At 44.8% G+C, this 17,814-nt stretch carries 19 protein-coding genes; 8 read left to right on the top strand and 11 right to left on the bottom strand.

Going from position 1 to position 17,814, the window contains the following annotated elements; all coding sequences use genetic code 11:
- Positions 1 to 5: 5 nt before the first annotated feature.
- A complete protein-coding gene (locus QZW82_RS08630; RefSeq protein WP_293147063.1) occupies positions 6 to 332 on the bottom strand; it encodes a DUF433 domain-containing protein in 327 nt (108 codons plus the stop codon).
- Positions 333 to 778: 446 nt separating this feature from the next.
- On the opposite strand from QZW82_RS08630, the gene QZW82_RS08625 reads away from it, so the two are divergent.
- The gene (locus QZW82_RS08625; protein ID WP_293147061.1) at positions 779 to 1,681 is read left to right on the top strand and encodes a serine protease; all 903 of its coding nucleotides are present in this window, start codon (positions 779 to 781) and stop codon (positions 1,679 to 1,681) included.
- Positions 1,682 to 1,972: 291 nt separating this feature from the next.
- Here the strand turns inward: QZW82_RS08625 and QZW82_RS08620 are convergent, their stop codons facing one another.
- Positions 1,973 to 2,596, bottom strand: a complete 624-nt coding sequence (locus QZW82_RS08620; protein WP_293147059.1) for a COP23 domain-containing protein — start codon at positions 2,594 to 2,596, stop codon at positions 1,973 to 1,975.
- 305 nt (positions 2,597 to 2,901) lie between these two features.
- Between QZW82_RS08620 and QZW82_RS08615 the strand changes: the two genes are divergently transcribed.
- Together QZW82_RS08615 and QZW82_RS08610 are read left to right on the top strand one after the other, a co-directional pair.
- Entirely contained in the window at positions 2,902 to 3,243 is a 342-nt protein-coding gene (locus QZW82_RS08615) for a DUF433 domain-containing protein (RefSeq protein ID WP_293147058.1), read from the top strand.
- A 324-nt stretch (positions 3,244 to 3,567) separates the two neighbouring features.
- Positions 3,568 to 3,930, top strand: a complete 363-nt coding sequence (locus tag QZW82_RS08610) for a tetratricopeptide repeat protein (RefSeq protein WP_293147057.1) — start codon at positions 3,568 to 3,570, stop codon at positions 3,928 to 3,930.
- Positions 3,931 to 4,029: 99 nt separating this feature from the next.
- Here QZW82_RS08610 and QZW82_RS08605 read toward each other — a convergent pair whose 3' ends face one another.
- From QZW82_RS08605 to QZW82_RS08595, 3 genes are all read right to left on the bottom strand, one after another.
- The gene (locus QZW82_RS08605; RefSeq protein ID WP_293147056.1) at positions 4,030 to 5,439 is read right to left on the bottom strand and encodes an NAD(P)(+) transhydrogenase (Re/Si-specific) subunit beta; all 1,410 of its coding nucleotides are present in this window, start codon (positions 5,437 to 5,439) and stop codon (positions 4,030 to 4,032) included.
- Positions 5,436 to 5,729, bottom strand: a complete 294-nt coding sequence (locus tag QZW82_RS08600) for an NAD(P) transhydrogenase subunit alpha (RefSeq protein WP_106150865.1) — start codon at positions 5,727 to 5,729, stop codon at positions 5,436 to 5,438. Before QZW82_RS08600 ends, QZW82_RS08605 begins: the two co-directional genes overlap by 4 nt.
- Positions 5,730 to 6,149: 420 nt before the next feature.
- Positions 6,150 to 7,298 (bottom strand): Re/Si-specific NAD(P)(+) transhydrogenase subunit alpha, encoded by a 1,149-nt coding sequence (locus QZW82_RS08595; RefSeq protein ID WP_293147054.1) that lies wholly within the window; start codon positions 7,296 to 7,298, stop codon positions 6,150 to 6,152.
- 535 nt (positions 7,299 to 7,833) lie between these two features.
- Between QZW82_RS08595 and QZW82_RS08590 the strand changes: the two genes are divergently transcribed.
- The 4 genes from QZW82_RS08590 to QZW82_RS08575 all read left to right on the top strand — a co-directional run bounded on the left by QZW82_RS08590 (position 7,834) and on the right by QZW82_RS08575 (position 11,764).
- Complete coding sequence (locus QZW82_RS08590; RefSeq protein ID WP_293147052.1) at positions 7,834 to 8,346, top strand: DUF2808 domain-containing protein; 513 nt, start codon at positions 7,834 to 7,836, stop codon at positions 8,344 to 8,346.
- A 3-nt stretch (positions 8,347 to 8,349) separates the two neighbouring features.
- A complete protein-coding gene (locus tag QZW82_RS08585; protein ID WP_293147050.1) occupies positions 8,350 to 8,544 on the top strand; it encodes a hypothetical protein in 195 nt (64 codons plus the stop codon).
- A 153-nt stretch (positions 8,545 to 8,697) separates the two neighbouring features.
- A complete protein-coding gene (locus QZW82_RS08580; protein ID WP_293147048.1) occupies positions 8,698 to 9,966 on the top strand; it encodes an MFS transporter in 1,269 nt (422 codons plus the stop codon).
- 214 nt (positions 9,967 to 10,180) lie between these two features.
- Complete coding sequence (locus QZW82_RS08575) at positions 10,181 to 11,764, top strand: DHA2 family efflux MFS transporter permease subunit (protein ID WP_293147046.1); 1,584 nt, start codon at positions 10,181 to 10,183, stop codon at positions 11,762 to 11,764.
- A gap of 168 nt (positions 11,765 to 11,932) precedes the next feature.
- On the opposite strand, the gene QZW82_RS08570 is transcribed toward QZW82_RS08575, so the two are convergent.
- The 4 genes from QZW82_RS08570 to QZW82_RS08555 all read right to left on the bottom strand — a co-directional run bounded on the left by QZW82_RS08570 (position 11,933) and on the right by QZW82_RS08555 (position 16,622).
- Positions 11,933 to 12,700 carry an ATP-binding cassette domain-containing protein gene (locus QZW82_RS08570; RefSeq protein ID WP_293147044.1) on the bottom strand — a complete coding sequence of 256 codons (768 nt, stop codon included), beginning with the start codon at positions 12,698 to 12,700 and terminating at the stop codon, positions 11,933 to 11,935.
- Positions 12,701 to 12,793: 93 nt separating this feature from the next.
- A complete protein-coding gene (glyQ, locus tag QZW82_RS08565; RefSeq protein WP_293147042.1) occupies positions 12,794 to 13,672 on the bottom strand; it encodes a glycine--tRNA ligase subunit alpha in 879 nt (292 codons plus the stop codon).
- Positions 13,673 to 13,849: 177 nt separating this feature from the next.
- The gene (locus QZW82_RS08560) at positions 13,850 to 14,200 is read right to left on the bottom strand and encodes a hypothetical protein (RefSeq protein WP_293147040.1); all 351 of its coding nucleotides are present in this window, start codon (positions 14,198 to 14,200) and stop codon (positions 13,850 to 13,852) included.
- A 73-nt stretch (positions 14,201 to 14,273) separates the two neighbouring features.
- Complete coding sequence (locus QZW82_RS08555) at positions 14,274 to 16,622, bottom strand: NACHT domain-containing NTPase (protein WP_293147038.1); 2,349 nt, start codon at positions 16,620 to 16,622, stop codon at positions 14,274 to 14,276.
- A gap of 149 nt (positions 16,623 to 16,771) precedes the next feature.
- Between QZW82_RS08555 and QZW82_RS08550 the strand changes: the two genes are divergently transcribed.
- Entirely contained in the window at positions 16,772 to 16,930 is a 159-nt protein-coding gene (locus QZW82_RS08550) for a hypothetical protein (protein WP_293147036.1), read from the top strand.
- Positions 16,931 to 17,001: 71 nt separating this feature from the next.
- Here QZW82_RS08550 and QZW82_RS08545 read toward each other — a convergent pair whose 3' ends face one another.
- A complete protein-coding gene (locus QZW82_RS08545) occupies positions 17,002 to 17,328 on the bottom strand; it encodes an XRE family transcriptional regulator (RefSeq protein ID WP_293147034.1) in 327 nt (108 codons plus the stop codon).
- Complete coding sequence (locus QZW82_RS08540) at positions 17,325 to 17,699, bottom strand: type II toxin-antitoxin system RelE/ParE family toxin (protein WP_293147032.1); 375 nt, start codon at positions 17,697 to 17,699, stop codon at positions 17,325 to 17,327. Before QZW82_RS08540 ends, QZW82_RS08545 begins: the two co-directional genes overlap by 4 nt.
- Positions 17,700 to 17,814: the final 115 nt, after the last annotated feature.

The raw sequence follows: 17,814 nt of genomic DNA, 5'->3' as shown, positions 1-17,814 counted from the left end.
ATGTTTTAGGCTTCCTCATTTTCTTCGATTGCTTGTTCAATTTCTTCTGGGTAAGCATCAGCATAAGCCCAAGCATTGACTAAATCAGCCGCAGTCAAATGGGGATAGCACTTAAAAAGTTCAGCATCACTGCATCCGAGACGGCGATACCCGACAAGTACCCAAACTTGTATGCGAGTATTGCCAACACAAGCATCGCCGCCACACACGCCGGGAGTCTTTTTAATGCCTATAGCACCAGTGCTTAAGGTTTGAAGTAAAATTTCTATAGCCGCTGCTTTGTCGGCTGAATTTAAGGATGCTATATCGATTTTTAATTCGGTGAGTGTCATTATTTACTATCCCATTTTTACAGATAGAATATCCTATCTAGATTATAACGGAATAGGACTTAGCATGGGCCGAGAAACCGGGTTTTTACGAAAAGACTTCGTTGCTGTTGATAGATTAAGTGAGTCCACAAAATCTAGATCCCCCCTAGCCCCCCTTAAGAAGGGGGGGACAAGAGTGGAGTCAAAGTCGCCCTTGGACAAGAGTGCGCTCAAAGTCCCCCTTCTTAAGGGGGATTTAGGGGGATCTAGACTTGGCTACCAGCGAGAGATCGAGAGGTTTTTAATCTTAACTTATCATCGGCGATCGCTCCCATCTCCTTACCCGTAGCTACGATCGCAAAAAAATGATATACTTTCATATTAATCTCCTGCCTGGAAAACAACATATCACTGTTGTAGAAATTATTCATTTACTCCCTTATTCCCTAAAACTATCAGCAAAATTCATGAAATTCCGCTCTTGCTGGCTAATTTTTACCGTCATCGGACTATCCTTAACAAGCTGCTCCCAGCCGAAGTCATCTCAAGAAATTGCTGAAACAGTTAACAAGAGCCTCGTCCTGATTTACTACGAAAATCAAGCCGGACACGGTACCGGGTTTATTATACCGGGAAAAAAGGGAGTTTGCACTGTTCTCACGGCTGGTCATGTGGTTAAAGGCTATAGTTTGAAACTGCAAACTTATCAGGATAAACAAAGTCATACAACTGACAGTATTCAAACAAGTCCCAATTTCGATTTGGCAGTGGTGACGTTTAAGTCTGCCGGGGAAAATTGTCCTTATCCGAGTGTCAATTTTGGTGATTCTAACGAACTGAAAGTAGGACATAAAATCTATATTTCTGGTTTTCCTGTTCTTCAAAACGAAGATTTAGCGCCGGAATTTTTGGAAGGTTCAGTATCGAGGATTAATGTTTTCTTGACGGAGGGCTATGGAATTAATTATATAGCTGGAGTTTCTGTTGGGATAAGTGGTGCGCCTGTTTTAGATACTAGCGGTAAAGTGGTCGCGGTTCACGGTTTGTTGAAAGATGAAGTTCCGAGGGGAATTCCGATTAAAACTTATCTGGCAAATCAATCTTGGGAAAATCAACCGACTCCTAAAGCAGATTATAAAAAACAGGAAAATAAGTCGGATTTGCTAAATCAACCCGTTGCTAAAGCAAATTCGTTAAAAGACATCATAATATCTGTTGTTTGGGCGTTCTGGTCGTGGTTAGTGGATTTTGGTGTTTTGGGGGTTTTGGGGATTTATGTGTGTGTGGTGTTGGTGGTGAAGTATTTTAGGTTGGAGATGGGGGAGTTTGGTTTTGGTTTGGGGTGGATGAAGAAAAACTTTAAAAAATAATTTAAGCCTATAAAGGCTTCGATTTTTTATTAAAAATGGTGAGGAAAATAAAATCCACGAAGTCATGCGGTGTCTGGGTTTTCGATACCTGGCACTGCGACTTACCAGCCAGGATATTACCAGCAAGTTGAGGGTTATAACAATTAGCCAAAACGAATTTTTCAATGAATCAGGACTTACGCACTCCGACCAAAGAAACCGGGTTTTTTTCCAAATCTGCGAGATGTAACGAAGTATTTTCGTAAAAAACCCGGTTTCTGAACCCCATGCGTAATTCCTATAAATTTAATATCACTTAGCAGAATTAGAACCAGCAATCCGATCCTCCTCTGCCAAAAAAGGAGTTAAATCAATCTCTCGCGAAGACGGAGAAAACTTAGAAGTGGCCAACTTACCATCGCTATTTTGATAAACCGCATTACCACCATTCAACAAATTTTCAGTCATATCTCGCATTGCTTGATAAGCCTCCGTATCGCTACCGGGCTTCAACGTCACCACCAGCGGACAACCATCGTCGCTATTATTCAACTTAGTTTTAGCACAAATCACGTATTGATTCGGCGTCTTAGGCTCGTCTCTATACGCTAACCGAATTAAACCATCTTTTCGATAATCATTCAAGGTTTCAGAAATTATTTGGCAGCGTTTTAGAGGCGTATAATCACCGCCTAAAGTTGTCACCATTTTCAGCCAAGGTTGTTGACCTTTATCGTGACGGTACATAACAGTCCAAACATCACCTCCCCGCTGAGTATCTGGCTGAAGTTGGCAGGAAAAACGAGCATTTTGTCCAACCAACAGAGGCGGCCAACCTTGAACAACAGCAATTCCCGCACCGCCAACAGCAGCTAACAAACCTAGTACACCGATAGTCAGGTTTGCGACGTTAAAGAAATTTCCATTATTGCTCACGGTACTGAATCCTCGATTAAATTTTGATAGACAACAACAGCGATAATAATAGGACTTACAGGGAGTCAGAAACCGGGTTTTTTTCGATAATACTTCGTTTAAAACCGTAAAAACTGCGAAAAACCCGGTTTCTTTGGTCTCGACGCGCAAGTTCTAAATAAGTTGAGAATTTCTACATCAGCTAACTAACGTATTCCCGAAAACGGCTGGGGAATTAATTCCCTGCCGGAGTAGGCGGAGTTCCCGTAACTGACGTGCTAAACTCAGTATACGCCCAAAAGTCACAGGGAAAATGATCAACCATCATGCAATTAGAAGATTACTTTGAATTTTTAACACCAGAAGATATCCGCATCAAAGGAACCCGCGTCGGTATCGAACACATTCTCTACGAATACATCCACCGCGGCCAAACTCCTGAAGCCATAGCTCAAAAATTTCGGACAGTGACTATGGCTCAAGTTTATGCTACGATTCTCTACTATCTGGAAAATCCCAAAACTGTAGGTAAATATGTAGGAGATTGGTTAGAATATTGCCTAAAAGCTGAAGCTGAATACGATCGCAATCCATCACCTTTTGTCTTGAAAATGCGTCAGCTTAAAGAGCAAAATCAGAAATCTCAACAATTAGATAGAGTTTATTAATGACTGTTAAAATATTAGTATTCGATTCATTTAATGATATCATAGTATGAGTTCAAACTTATAATTGATCGCCTTTTGTTACCATGCAACCAGATAACAGTGATAGCAGTGAATCTACTAGCCAGCAGCCACGCAAAAGATGCGAATATAGTGGAGAATTCTTGTCTGCCGATCCTAATAGTGACTATAAAATTTGCGCTTATAAATGCAAGGGTTACGCAGCTTTAGCAACATTCCCTTGGCCCAAAGATCGCCCCTGTCCTCAATCTTTTAACGAAAACTTTCCAGGGCCGTAAAAGTTAACCTAAAAAACGGAGAACCAAAATGTCTGAATTAGAAAAAGGTCTAGCCGCTTTTAATACCCAAGATTATACCCAAGCCTTTACCTTGTTAAAACCACTAGCAGAACAAGGAAATGCCGAATCCCAGTGCATCATTGCTAGTATGTACCATTTAGGATTAGGTCGGGAAAAGATGATATTAGAAGCAATTAAATGGTACATCAAATCCGCAGATCAAGGTTACGCTGTTGCCTCAAACAACTTAGCAGGAATTTATCTGTGCGGTGCTGATGGTGTATCAGCCGATCGCACAGAAGCAGAAAAATGGTTTCAAACAGCCAGAGAACAAGGATTTTCACATACACCCATTTCCAGTGAATATGTGAACCAAGCTAGCATTGCATAAAAAAATCGCCCAAAACAAAAACCCGGTTTATTGGATAAACCGGGTTTAATCATCTGCGTTAATCCGCGTTAATCTGCCTTCATCAGCGGTTGCAAAATCCTACAACTGCTTCACCTCAGCAACCAACTTCGCAACCACATCCTTAGCGCTACCAAACAACATCATCGTCTTATCCTTATAAAACAACTCATTGTCAACACCCGAAAAACCAGCACTCATCCCGCGCTTAATTACGATCGTATGTTTAGCCTTATCAACCTCCAAAATCGGCATCCCGTAAATCGGGCTCGCCGTATCGTGACGCGCCGCCGGATTCACCACATCATTCGCACCGATTACCAAAGCAACATCGGTTTCCTCAAATTGCGGGTTGATATCGTCCATATCGTACAACTGCGGATAAGGCACGTTTGCTTCCGCTAGCAACACATTCATGTGCCCAGGCATCCGCCCAGCCACCGGGTGAATCGCGTATTTCACGTCAACACCCATTTTTTCCAAACCGTCGGCTAACTCGCGCACGGCGTGTTGTGCTTGCGCTACAGCCATCCCGTAGCCGGGAATGATCACAACCGATCGCGCATAGCCTAACATCATCGCACTTTCTTCGAGATTGATGCTGCGGACTGTTTTGTCGATCGCCCCACCAGCAGCCCCAGCCGCCGCAGCACTAGCACCACCGCTACCAAAGGCACTAAATAACACGCTAGAAAGCGATCGATTCATCCCCTTACACATGATTTGCGTCAAAATAATCCCCGACGCGCCCACCAATGCACCAGCGATAATCAGCATATTGTTCATCAAAATGAACCCAGCCACACTCGCCGCAATCCCCGAATAGGAGTTAAGCAGCGACACCACCACGGGCATATCGCCGCCGCCAATCGGTAGCACAAACATGATTCCCAGGATGTTGGAAATCGCCACCAAACCGAGGAATACCGGCACATTTTCGGGATTCATCAGCATATAACCGCTGCCGGCTAAAAGTGCGATCGCCAGCATGGCATTAAACGGCTGTTGCAGCGGAAACGTCATCGGCGCACCCGGTAGCAATTCTTGCAGCTTCGCAAACGCCACAAGGCTACCTGTGAAAGTAATCCCGCCAATCAACACGCCCAAAAGGATCGTGATTGTCGCGTCGGGAGTTGGCGATTGGGGGATGCTGAGATAGCGCCAGAATTCGCCCACAGCCACGAGTGCAGAAGCCGCACCCCCGAAACCGTTAAGCAAACCCACCATCTGCGGCATATCCGTCATCGCGACGGTTTTCGCCATAATTGTTCCCAAAATGGAACCGACGATAATTCCGACTGCAATCAATTCGTAGCTGACTACTTGTTTTTCCAGTAACGTACCAACGATCGCAATTAACATCCCGATCGCAGCTAACACATTCCCTTGACGCGCGGTTGCGGGCGATCCCAACTGTTTCAAACCGATAATAAACAAAGATGCGGCAACTAAATAACCTAGTTGAATGCCACTTGGCAGAAAATCGCTCACGCTTTAACCTCTTTTTTCTTGAACATTTGCAACATTCGATCGGTGACTAAGAAACCAGCGACAACGTTAATTGTGGCAAGGGCGATCGCGATCGTCCCTAAAATAGAAGTAACTGTCACATTACCTTGTCCTGAAATTAGAATTGCGCCTAAAACGGCAATTCCCGAAATCGCATTGGAACCCGACATCAAAGGTGTATGTAGCGTCGGTGGGACTTTGTTAATTACTTCAAATCCCACAAACGACGCTAGGGTAAACACCACTAAACCTGCAATCAATCCTTCTGCCATAACAATTGGTAATTTGGTAATTTGTAATTAGGTTCGTAGTGAGGACTTTAGTCCTTCTTTATTCAGATTTCAGACTTTAGTCTTTAATACGAATTTTTCAGACTAAAGTCCTTACTACAGGTTCGTAGTGAGGACTTTAGTCCTTCTTTATTCATTTTAAAGACTAAAGTCTTTAATACGAACCTTTAAGGACTGAAGTCCTTACTACGAGCCTTGAGGACTGAAGTCCTTACTACGAACCTTGAGGACTTCAGTCTTTAATACGAACCTTTAAGGACTGAAGTCCTTACTACGAACCTTGAGGACTGAAGTCCTTACTACGAACCTTTAAGGACTGAAGTCCTTACTACGAACCTTGAGGACTGAAGTCCTTACTACGAACCTTTAAGGACTGAAGTCCTTACTACGAACCATCATTATCTAACTAACTACTGAAGCCTGAGCAGCCAAAGCATCCCGCACCCGCTGATTGCTAATCTCGCCATCGCGAGCCACACAAGAACCAGCAATGATATCATCTTCAAAATTTAAATTGAGTTCCTTATCTTTCAACATCAACTGAAGCAAAGCCGAGACATTCTTCGAGTAAGTTTCGCTAGCGTGTACTGGCATCGACGACGGTAAATTAATCGGGCCGATGACATTAACTCCGTTCCATTCAACATCTTTGCCTGCTTCTGTACACTCACAATTGCCACCTTGTTCTGCCGCGAGGTCAACAATTATTGCTCCCGGTTTCATCTGAGAAACCATTTCTCTGGTAACTAAAATCGGGGCTTTTCTACCAGGAACTTGAGCGGTTGTAATTACTGCATCAGAAGCGCCGACGTGCTGGGTGAGCACTTGGCGAGTGTGTTCTTTAGCTGCTTCTGATAATTCTTTAGCATAGCCGCCTGCTGCTACAGTTTCTTCCTTAAGTTCGACATCAATAAATTTTGCGCCCAAACTTTGTACTTGTTCTTTTGTTTCCGGGCGGATGTCAAATGCTTCGACGACTGCGCCCAAACGGCGCGCCGTGGCGATCGCCTGTAAGCCCGCAACGCCCACGCCCATCACCAATATTTTCGCGGGGCGAATTGTACCCGCCGCCGTTGTCAACATCGGGAAATATTTCGGTAATGCACAGGCTGCGATCAGTACGGCTTTGTAACCCGCAACGTTGGCCTGGGATGACAGCGCGTCCATGCTTTGGGCGCGGCTGGTGCGCGGAATCATTTCCATGCTGAATGCTGTTATTTTGCGATCGGCCAACCGCTGTACTAACGCCGGATTTCCCAAGGGATTCAAAAATCCGATGAAAACTCCTCCTTCGCGAAGTTGGTGAACTTCTGATTCTTTGAGCTCCCCAATTTTGACGACGACATCGGCTTCGCCCCACAGCGTAGCGGTATCGGCGACAACACGAGCTCCGGCTTCTTCGTAAGCAAGATCCGAGAAAAAGGATTTTGCACCCGCACCCGCCTCAACCCAAACTTCGACGCCTTGTTTGACTAATCGGGCTACAGCGTCGGGTACTAAGGCTACCCGGCGTTCCCCTGCTTCGACTTCTTTGGCGATCGCTAATTTCATGGACTCTCCTTATACTCTAGACACAGACACAGACAGGGCGGTTGAAACCGCGTCTACACAGACAAAACCTGCCTCCGCAGGTTGAAATTCAAATTTCCTAGTCCGCCCAGAGGCGGACATCGTTTGTGTAGGCGCGATTTAATCGCTGGCTGGCTTGGACAGTCCGCGGAGGCGGACATCGTTTGTGTAAGCGCGATTTCAATCGCTGGCTGGCGTGGCGGTTGAAATCGATTCTGCTGGCTTCTCACGTTGATACTAAAGCCGATCCCCAAAATTACACTCGCTTCTTTAACTTGTCTTATAGATTCAATTTTGCTAAAGTCTTAAATTTGCAGCATGCCATGATACAATAAAACGCTGCCTAATTCTGTAGTTTGAATGTCAGTTGTCAGTATTACGCCAAAAATAATTGACCGAGGGCGGCCGATCGCACTCATCAAATTGTTGAGACATTCGATATATTAAAGGCATTCATCGCAAATTGCCCGCAGTAAATATTTAAGGTTCCATTGTAAATTTGATGAGAGGAGTGATTATGAAACGATTATTTTCAGCACTAGCAGTTACAGGTTGCTTGCTGACAGGCTTGCCAGCCCTCAGTTTAGCCCAGTCGATGCCGGGATTCACGATTTTCGGCGGCCCAGAACGCGGCAACCAGCTAAACTATCGCTTGGATTACGGCAAAGCCGGAATGGTTGGCGACAGATACCGGCTGCGAATTCCTTCCAAAAAAGTAAGTTTGGCGATCGCCCAACTCAACATTACTTATCCAGACTATTACAAAGGCGAATTCGACCAAAAAGACATTAAGGTGCGCGTCAAAGACAAAACAATAGCATTGCAAGAAGTAATCTGGGACAAAGAAAACCGATTCATAGAAATTTATCCCGCAGAGCCAATTCCTGCCGGCAACAACGTTGAAGTTGTCCTCTCCAACGTCAGAAACCCAATTCCGGGCGGAATGTACCATTTCAACGTCCGCATCCGCACTCCTGGGGACGTTCCATTGATGCGTTATTTAGGGACTTGGCTGTTAAGCATTGACTGAGGTTTGGGGAAGCAAATTTTAGCAAGAGTGGCGATCGCGACAGAAAAATTTAACTGTGGCGATCTTTTTGATATGGAAAAAAATAATGAGATAGTTCGCGATCGCACCCACGGCGAGAAACCGGGTTTTTTCTCCAAAATACTCGGTTGCAGCCCTAAAACAGGCAAAAAACCCGGTTTCTTTGCCAGGAGTGCATAAAGCCTGAATGCTCAAAAAATCGAACCAGAGGCTCATACCGCAATTGTATTTGATTCGTAAAATAAGTCTATGGTAATTCCCCGATGGTTGCCCCTAACTAATTAGACGTATGCCCCGGGGCGCTACTATAAAAAATATTGACGAAACTGATACATGAATTTACAAGCAAAAATCAAAAAAATCAAACTTCCGCCAGCACTGCGATCGCACAATTACCGCCTGTTTTTTGCGGGACAAGGCATCTCGCTGATTGGCAGTTGGATGACCCAAGTTGCGACAGTGTGGCTAGTCTACAATTTAAGCGATTCACCTTGGATGCTAGGCGTAGTCGGATTTACCAGTCAAATTCCCACATTAATCTTACTGCCTTTTGCCGGAGTTTTAATCGATCGCTGGAATCGGCACCGAGTGATAATTGCCACTCAAATCTTAGCGATGGTTCAATCCTTAGCCCTAGCATTTTTAGCGCTAACAGGAGTCATCAACATTTGGCAGATAATTGTACTGAGTTTGTGTCAAGGGGCAATTAACGCCTTTGACGCGCCCGCACGGCAAGCATTTGTCCCCGAACTCGTAGAAAAGAAAGAAGACTTAGCAAATGCGATCGCCCTCAACGCTTCCATGTTCAACGGAGCCCGACTCATCGGCCCAGCAATTGCCGGATTAGTGATAGGTACAGTCGGCCCGAGTTATTGTTTTCTCCTGGACGGAATCAGCTACATCGCTGTCATTGCAGGCTTATTAGCAATGCAGATCAAACCCCGTAAAATAGCAGCAACCAATACCAAACCCTTACAAAGACTAAAAGAAGGATTCGATTATGCCTTCGGATTTCCCCCGATTAGAGCCATCTTACTGCTATTAGCATTAGTCAGCTTCGCCGGAATGTCGCACACAGTATTAGTGCCAATTTTTGCCACAAAAATTCTCAACGGCGGCCCGCAAACCCTCGGATTTTTGATGGCAGCTTCTGGAGTTGGAGCATTTGCAGGCGCGATTTATTTAATCGGACGCAAAAGTGTCGTCGGCATCGGCAAACTGATTGCAATTTCCCCAGCAATCATGGGAGTTGGACTGATTGGTTTTGGTTTGTCCCGCATCTTGTGGCTGTCATTAATCATGATGTTGTTTGTAGGATTTGGTTTCATCATCCAATTTGCCGGAGGAAACACATTTTTGCAAACAATAGTAGAAGACGACAAACGCGGCAGAGTCATGAGTATTTACACGATGGCATTTTTTGGAGTCACACCGTTTGGCAACTTAGTAGCTGGTGGACTTGCCAATTATATCGGCTCTCCCAATACAGTCATACTTGGTGGTATAATTTGTATTTTAGGTTCAGCAATATTCACCAAACAACTGCCCGCATTAAAACATTTAGTTATCCCAATCTATCAAAAAATGGGCATAATTTCCTAAACAACTTGTAAAATACCCTCTTGCTTTCAAACCCTCTCAAACCCTCTCTTACTCTGCGCCCTCTGCGCCCTCTGCGGTTAAAAAATCCAAATTCAAAAAAAAGGCATAAATTCCCAAACAACTTGTAAAATACCATCTTTCTCTCTCTTACTCCGCGCCCTCTGCGCCCTCTGCGGTTAAAAAATCCAAATTCATTACACCAGAGGTAAAACCAATGGCAAATACCAGTGCAATTCCCCAACAGCAGAGCGACGATCGCGTTCCCTTAAAAACCTGGATCGGCGTCATGGGAACAATCCTCGGCGCATTCATGGCAGTTTTGGACATCCAAATCACCAACGCTTCTCTCCGAGATATCCAAGCAGCATTAGGCGCAACCTTAGAAGAAGGCTCTTGGATTTCCACCGCCTATCTAGTCGCAGAAATAGTCGTCATTCCGATTACAGGTTGGCTGTCGCAGGTATTCTCAGTGCGCCGCTACATCTTGGTAAATGCCGCATTCTTTGTCTTCTTTTCCATGTGCTGCGCTTGGGCGTGGAATTTGAATTCAATGATTGTATTTAGGGCATTACAAGGATTGAGCGGTGGGATTTTAATTCCGATGGCTTTTACGTTTCTGCTGACCAATTTGCCGCCCAAAAAGCAGCCGATTGGTATGGCGATGTTTGCCCTGACAGCGACTTTTGCACCATCCATCGGCCCGACATTGGGAGGTTGGCTGACGGAGAATTACGGCTGGCAATATGTCTTTTATTTGAACTTGTTGCCGGGGCTGATGCTGCTAGCTGCTGTGTGGTATGCCGTCGCCCCTGCACCGTTGCGGCTGGAATTGCTCAAAGGGGGCGACTGGTGGGGAATTGCCTCAATGGCGATCGGCCTGGGTTCCCTGCAAGTTGTGTTAGAAGAAGGCAGCCGCAAAGACTGGTTTAGTTCGGATTTTATTGTGCGTTTAAGCATAGTTGCTGCTATATTTCTCGGCGCTTTTTTCTGGATTGAACTAACTCGAAAAAACCCGTTTATTAATCTACGACTGCTAACTCGCCGCAATTTCGCCTTAGCAACTATTGTCAATGTTTCGTTAGGTGTAGGATTGTACGGTTCGGTGTTCATTCTACCACTGTATTTAGGTCAGATCCAGCAGTACAATGCCATGCAAATTGGCGAGGTAATTATGTGGGCGGGAGTACCGCAGTTATTCATCGTGCCGGTGGTACCGAAATTGATGCAGCGAATCGATATGCGGTTGCTAATTGCGATCGGTGTGAGTTTGTTTGCAGTGAGTTGTTTTATGAATGCTAGCATGACTAATCAAACGGGTATCGATCAGTTGCGTTGGTCGCAATTAGTGCGCGCTTTGGGGCAGCCTTTAATTATGATACCGCTGTCAACTATTGCCACTGCTGGTATGGAGAAACACGAGGCTGGTTCAGCTTCGGGTTTGTTTAATATGATGAGAAATATGGGAGGTTCGATGGGGATTGCGGCGCTAGCAACTTTGGTGACGCAGCGCGAGCAATTTCACTCAAATCGCTTGGGGGAATCTGTTTCGTTGTACAATCCAGCAACGCAGGAAAGACTCAATCAAATGACTCAGTATTTTGTGAGTCGCGGTGCTGATTTGAGTGTGGCGAAAGAACAGGCAATTAAGGCGATTGATGGTTTGGTTCGTCGGGAAGCTTATGTGATGGCTTTTAATGATTGTTTTTACTTTGTGGGAATTGCTTTGTTGTTAAGTGGAATTGCGATTTTGGGCTTTCAAAAGGTAAAACCGGGTGCTGGTGGTGGCGGTGCTCATTGAGATTCAGCGCTTTCTTCTATATAAAAAAGCGCTGAAGCGCAACAACGTACCTGAAGAGGTGAAACTGGGTGCTGGTGGTGGGGGAGCTCATTGAGATTCAGCGCTTTCTTCTATATAAAAAAGCGCTGAAGCGCAACAACGTACCTCAAGAAATGTTTTTTAATTTATTCACCATTCTTGTTGGGCTTCTGCTTCTGCTTGGATTAAATTTTGTCGTAGTTGCGCCCAATCTATTTGATTAGATGGCAAGTCGTCGATGAGTTTTCCGCGCTGTAAATGCAAAATTCTGGTGCTAAATTGCTCGGATAATTCTAATTGGTGATTGACCATTAAAATTGTAGTTTTGCCGTTAGTTAGCTGTGTCAATACTTCCAAAAGATTGGCGGCTTTTCCTACATCTAGGGCGGATGTTGGTTCGTCTAAAAGCAAGATTTTTGGTTGTAGAATTATGCCTCGGGCGATCGCCACTAACTGCTTTTGGCCAGTAGAAAGCTGCAATTCCGTGCGATCGAGTAATTCTTGGGGTATCCGCAGTTGTGCGATCGCCCCGCTAATTCTCTCAGCAATGTTTGATGCACTCACACCCCGCAGCTTCAAAGGATAAGCCAAAGCTTCCCGCACCGACATCCCCAACAGCTTCGATTCCTGTAGAATCAGGGTAATTTGTCGCCGTAGTTCGATCGCCCCAATTTGCCGGTAATCTGTATTTTCCAGATAAATCGAGCCACTTGTGGGGCTGCTGAGTCGGTTTAACAACCGCAACAGGGTAGTCTTCCCAGCCCCCGAAGGGCCGACAATTGCCACGCGATCGCCCTTTTGTACCTCAAACGAGATATTGTCCAATAAGTAGCTAGAGGCGATCGGAGTTTTCAAACTTACATTATCAACTCGCAATTGAGGAGTGGTTTCCGTAGGATTTTCAGAATAATTAAGCATTTAATTAATTAAAATTATCACATTCTTTGTGGAACGGGCATCTTGCCCGTTCTTAAAGCAGGCAAGATGCCCGCCCCACAATCAAATTCAAACTCAAACCTTCACAGCTTTTTCCAATGGAAAACCCAACTGTTCGCGCTGTTCCAAATAAAGCTGAGCCACCCGCCGCGCCAAATTCCGAATCTTGGTAATGTAGCGAGTTCTTTCCGTCACCGAAATCACACCTCTAGCATCCAGCAAATTGAAAGTATGGGAACATTTTAACACATAATCAAGACTCGGCAGAACCAATCCTTTCTTAGTCAATTGTTCCGCCTCTTGCTCGTACAATCCAAACAGCGTAAACAGCAATTCAGGATTAGAAGCTTCAAAGTTATAAGTACACTGTTCTATTTCCCCTTGCAGGTGAACATCGCCGTAAGTGACGCCATCTTTCCACTGAATTTTAGTCATCGCATCAACTTCTTGGAGATACATTGCGAGGCGTTCTAGCCCGTAGGTAATCTCAATCGAAACCGGGCGACAATCAATGCCACCGCACTGTTGAAAATAGGTAAATTGGGTAATTTCCATCCCATCAAGCCAAACTTCCCAACCAACGCCCCAAGCACCTAATGTGGGCGCTTCCCAGTTATCTTCTACGAAGCGAATGTCGTGGTCTTCTGGTTTAATTCCCAAAGCTCTCAGCGAGTCTAAATAGATTTCTTGGATATTAGGAGGAGATGGCTTAATTAGAACTTGATATTGATAGTAATGTTGAAATCGATTCGGATTTTCGCCGTAACGTCCGTCGGTGGGGCGGCGACAGGGTTCGACGTAAGCGACTGACCAAGGTTCCGGCCCGATCGCCCTGAGAAAGGTGTGGGGATTCATGGTTCCCGCCCCTTTTTCTGTGTCGTAGGATTGGGCGATCAGGCATCCTCGATCGCTCCAGAATTTGTTTAAGGTGGCAATGACTGATTGAAAGTTCACTGGTTTAAATCTGGTTGGTGAGTGTCTAAGCTTATTTAAGCATACTGAAGGCAGGGTTGATTTAAATAAACCCTGCCGAAATTAGATAAGAGATGCCGAAAGTATCGGTAGATATTTAAGTTTTTTTTCCGGTATCTTGTATCGATCGAGTTATGGCATCAATAATAGCAATGTTTTCTATATCGACAAGTGTTTGTAAGCGTGAGCTTTGGCTAAGCGCACCCAATGTTCTAAGAGCAAATATCGATCGAGTTCGACTTCTTCCGATCGCGAGAGAGTACCCGATTTATTGCGATCGAGCAATTCGCTCATCCGGGCTTGTAATGCAGGCGTGGGGCGGATGGCGAGAATAACTTCTGGGCTGGGTTGACTCGCAAGCAGTTCGACGATTTGGCGATCGTCTTGGTAGGTGATGGTTTCTGGGGAGATGAGTTCCTGGAGTGCGCGATCGAGGGCTTCTGGGAGGCGATCGCCCAATGCGTGTAGTTTTTCGCCGAGGCGATCGGGGACTTCTAGGATAATTTGCATACTTCGGTAATGTGAGGATGGGACTTACTGTGATTGTAACAAAAGGGCGATCGATAGTTTGAGTGGAATCGCCCTACTCGGCTTTTTCACGTTTGCGTTTTTCGATTTCGGCGATCGGTAACAGCAAAGATTCCTCAATTTCTCTTTTTATATCTTTACAGACTGTACAAATGTTGAGACATTCTAGCAACAACATATTGACATAATGATATTTATGCAACAGCTCTTTTTGCTGACTACTGAATTCCCAAGCATGACAAATATTCTGATGTTTTATTATTAGCTCTCTCAGATCCTTCGTCCATCCTATTCCATAAGCCATCCACAATGCGCTAAATTGATCTTTATTTTTATAAGACCGCTGTAAATTATCTTTGAATCTCCAAAGTATTCTTTTTAATGGAGAAGAATCAGGAGTAAGTTTTAAGGCAAGGTCGAGATTGCCAGTAGAAGGATGCTGAAGAAAGGATGAGCTATAAAAGCGAATAGTGCTGCAAAGAGCCACTTCAAGAGCAAAAGTATATTCAGTTTCAGAATAAAATTTAGACACTTTCCGATCGTCGATTGCTATTTGAGGATCAGAGAAGAAGTTCGGCTCAATATATAATGCAATATCTTTTTCTTTCAAGTCAAATTCACAGCCAAGATCGAAGTAGAACGCACGAACTGCTGATGACTTATGTCTAGCTTGAATGGTACTACATTTTTGATTCACCCATCCAATAAATCGTTGTAGCTTTAAATCAGAATCTATAACTGAGTCAACTTTTATTTTCATCAAGTATAGAAAAGCATCTGCATCTTTCATCATGCTGGTGGTTAGCAAAAAAACTTCTCGCCACCGTTTTTCTGTTATATGTGTCAATAGCTTATTAAGGAACCCAGATTCTTTCTGAATTCTGCAAAACCACTTCGCCACCAAATACTCTTGAAAAGTAAGGTGCGAAAACGACCAAACCTTCTGTGCCCTCTCAATTAACAACCCATGCTGCGCTTCCATTGCCCTCAACACTGTCCGACTATCCCGCTGCCCAATCCCCAAAAACTCCGCAATATATCCCTCAATTTCTGCCTGCTTAAACAACACATATTGCTCTTGCTCAAACTTCTTCACTGCCAGAAAGCTTAATAACTCCAGCTTTCGCTCTAGCGACAAATCACGATAAATCTCATCCCGATCGATCTCCCGCGACTTGTCCCACTGCTCTAGCAATAACTCCAACCCTTCTTCATAAAGCTTGGAACGCTTCGAGTAAAACTTCCCCGTCTGGTGAAACACCGCACAAGTCAAACTCAGCAAAATCGGCGTAATCGTTAACTCCCGAATCGGCTTATTTGCCTCTACACATAGTTGTTCTAAAAACTCTCGCGCTTTCGGCAATCCTCCTGACTCATCTCTCATTACCGCCTTAAACCAATGTTCCGCAAACGATCGCACCTGTGGCTCATTAAAATCCGCTACCTCCACATAATCAAACCGCTCAAACTGCGATTCGTGACTCTGCGTCCGACAAGTTACAATTACCTGCGCCTGTGGATAAGTACGAGCAAACCGCTTGATTTCCTTGGCGATGTTCTTCCCATCTTCTCCCGTCACCTCATCCAACCCATCCAGCAATACCAGCGATCGACCTCGATCGAATATCAATTGAGTTTCTGCATCCAATAACCGCCAGCATTCCTTTAGATAACGCTCTAGCGAATAGGCAACCTCACGCCCATCCTCGACAAAATCCCGCAGCCTAATCAAAACCGGAATCCGGTGCGCTTGTAAATTCCCTGCATTGCACTCCGTCACCACTCGTTGCAAATACGTGGTTTTCCCCGAACCCGGTTTGCCCACAACCATTAGGTTTGTATTCTTCGCCAGCACTTCTAACCCCGGCACTCGTTTCTGTTCCTTGCCCAAGCCCATGCGATCGAAACCTTGATGGCTGGGATTTTTCCTGAAATCTTCGCACAAATCATCGTATTCCGATTTACGACTACTACTGAGTTCCTCCAGAATGTTGACATCCACAAACAACTCACCCAACAGCACCCAACGATCGACCCCCCAAAGTGGCATGGTGCCGTGCAACCGTTGGATGTCATCGTGAAGGCGCGATCGTACTTGCTGAACTAAGACATCAATATCATCTTTCAGGCTCTCCGCAGGCGGATCTGACAGTGAATTCGGTGGTTTACCTTTGTCCTGAACCTTTTCATCGTCGGGTTCCCATTTCAGTTTGAGCTTTTTGCAGATGCAAAGAAACTGCTTGCGCTGAACAGCTTCACCTTTGAAAAATTTGTTGATGGTGTTACGCGACATTTGTAATTCAGCAGCCAAATCGGATTTGCTACCAAATTTTGCTAATGCGATGTCCGCGTTTTTGAGTTGAGGTGGCGATAGTCTCAGAGATCGCCCGCTAGGTTCCGTCATGTAGTGGTTTCAGGTTTCTCCAATTATAGCGAGGCGATCGTAACTTGGACAAACTTGTACAGAACCTGAGCGTTAGGCGATCGGATCTAAAACCAGCCTCCTGTCTTGCATTTGGCAGATTGTTGAGAGTTTCAACAAAGATGACCAAGATGAAGATTTCAAATAAGAAGAAACTGCTGAAAGTAACCGAGTTTGCAGTGGTGGGCGTTGCCACTTGCCTCAATCCCCACGCAGGATTGCTGCTGTTTCTGCTCAAGCTGTGCTTTCAAATCCTGACAGCCTTGCAGAAAGATGAGAGAGACGAGTGAAATAGATAAAAGCTAGAAATCCCGATCGCCTTTGCGAAAAAATTCAAAAAGGCGATCGGTTCCCCAAAGTCCTATAGCAATATCACAGTTTCAGCAGATTGATTTCCCGCATTACGAGGGCGAAGATGTAAGGTGATTTCCGTATCGAGTCGTTTCAGGAAAATCAGTAGTTTTCCTTCGCTGAACCGCTGAAACTCTCCGTTCATTAAATGAGAGACTTCTGGCTGTGGAATGCCCAGTAATTCGCTCATTTCACGCTGTTCCAAGTTGCGATTTTTCAACAGACGAAGCACGTAAATTCCGATTTTACCTCGCGCAAAAAGTTCATCAGCATCTGCCAATCCAAGGTCAGCAAATACATTCCCGCTGCTTTCTTCAAAAATGGTTTCTTCTGTCATAATTTTTTCTCCCTCGCTAGTGCGTCTTGATAGCGTTTTTTAATTAAGTCAACATCAGCCTGTGGGGTTTTAATCCCTTGCTTTGATTTCTTTTGAAAAGCGTGCAACACATAGATTGTTTCACCAATTTTTACAGCATAAACCGCCCTGTAAGTATCGGTATCGTAACGTTTGACGATTTCATACACACCGCTTTCCACCCCTTTAAAAGCCTTGGCTGACAAAGGTGTTTCCCCAGCTTGCACCAGTTGTAGGGCATAACCTACCGCTTTTTGTACCTCTTCAGGAAACTCGCGGATATTTTTGCGAGAGTCTCCCATCCAAACAAGAGGTCGTAAAGGCACTTCTATAGTATCTTTGTTATCGACCATTTTATCCGAAATTTCCTGTAAAAACAAAGTTAGACAATAGCATAAAATGTTGCCCAGCCTAAAAATCGATTTCCCCGATCGTGGGTTCTTGTGTCATAGTTCTCTTTTGGCATGG

Origin of the sequence: Microcoleus sp. bin48.metabat.b7b8b9.023 (assembly GCF_013299185.1) — a bacterium.
Classification (GTDB): Bacteria; Cyanobacteriota; Cyanobacteriia; order Cyanobacteriales; family Microcoleaceae; genus Microcoleus.
This window is presented reverse-complemented; position numbering and strand designations above follow the sequence as displayed.

Bases quoted from the DNA above. Each gene is read 5' to 3' on its own strand.
- QZW82_RS08615 (WP_293147058.1), top strand. From the start codon at position 2,902: ATGCAATTAGAAGATTACTTTGAATTTTTAACACCAGAAGATATCCGC.
- QZW82_RS08540 (WP_293147032.1), bottom strand. From the start codon at position 17,699: ATGGTCGATAACAAAGATACTATAGAAGTGCCTTTACGACCTCTTGTT.
- QZW82_RS08570 (WP_293147044.1), bottom strand. From the start codon at position 12,700: ATGCTTAATTATTCTGAAAATCCTACGGAAACCACTCCTCAATTGCGA.
- QZW82_RS08555 (WP_293147038.1), bottom strand. From the start codon at position 16,622: ATGACGGAACCTAGCGGGCGATCTCTGAGACTATCGCCACCTCAACTC.
- QZW82_RS08575 (WP_293147046.1), top strand. From the start codon at position 10,181: ATGGCAAATACCAGTGCAATTCCCCAACAGCAGAGCGACGATCGCGTT.
- QZW82_RS08630 (WP_293147063.1), bottom strand. From the start codon at position 332: ATGACACTCACCGAATTAAAAATCGATATAGCATCCTTAAATTCAGCC.
- QZW82_RS08545 (WP_293147034.1), bottom strand. From the start codon at position 17,328: ATGACAGAAGAAACCATTTTTGAAGAAAGCAGCGGGAATGTATTTGCT.
- QZW82_RS08560 (WP_293147040.1), bottom strand. From the start codon at position 14,200: ATGCAAATTATCCTAGAAGTCCCCGATCGCCTCGGCGAAAAACTACAC.
- QZW82_RS08550 (WP_293147036.1), top strand. From the start codon at position 16,772: ATGAAGATTTCAAATAAGAAGAAACTGCTGAAAGTAACCGAGTTTGCA.
- QZW82_RS08580 (WP_293147048.1), top strand. From the start codon at position 8,698: ATGAATTTACAAGCAAAAATCAAAAAAATCAAACTTCCGCCAGCACTG.
- QZW82_RS08625 (WP_293147061.1), top strand. From the start codon at position 779: ATGAAATTCCGCTCTTGCTGGCTAATTTTTACCGTCATCGGACTATCC.
- QZW82_RS08590 (WP_293147052.1), top strand. From the start codon at position 7,834: ATGAAACGATTATTTTCAGCACTAGCAGTTACAGGTTGCTTGCTGACA.
- QZW82_RS08595 (WP_293147054.1), bottom strand. From the start codon at position 7,298: ATGAAATTAGCGATCGCCAAAGAAGTCGAAGCAGGGGAACGCCGGGTA.
- QZW82_RS08600 (WP_106150865.1), bottom strand. From the start codon at position 5,729: ATGGCAGAAGGATTGATTGCAGGTTTAGTGGTGTTTACCCTAGCGTCG.
- QZW82_RS08610 (WP_293147057.1), top strand. From the start codon at position 3,568: ATGTCTGAATTAGAAAAAGGTCTAGCCGCTTTTAATACCCAAGATTAT.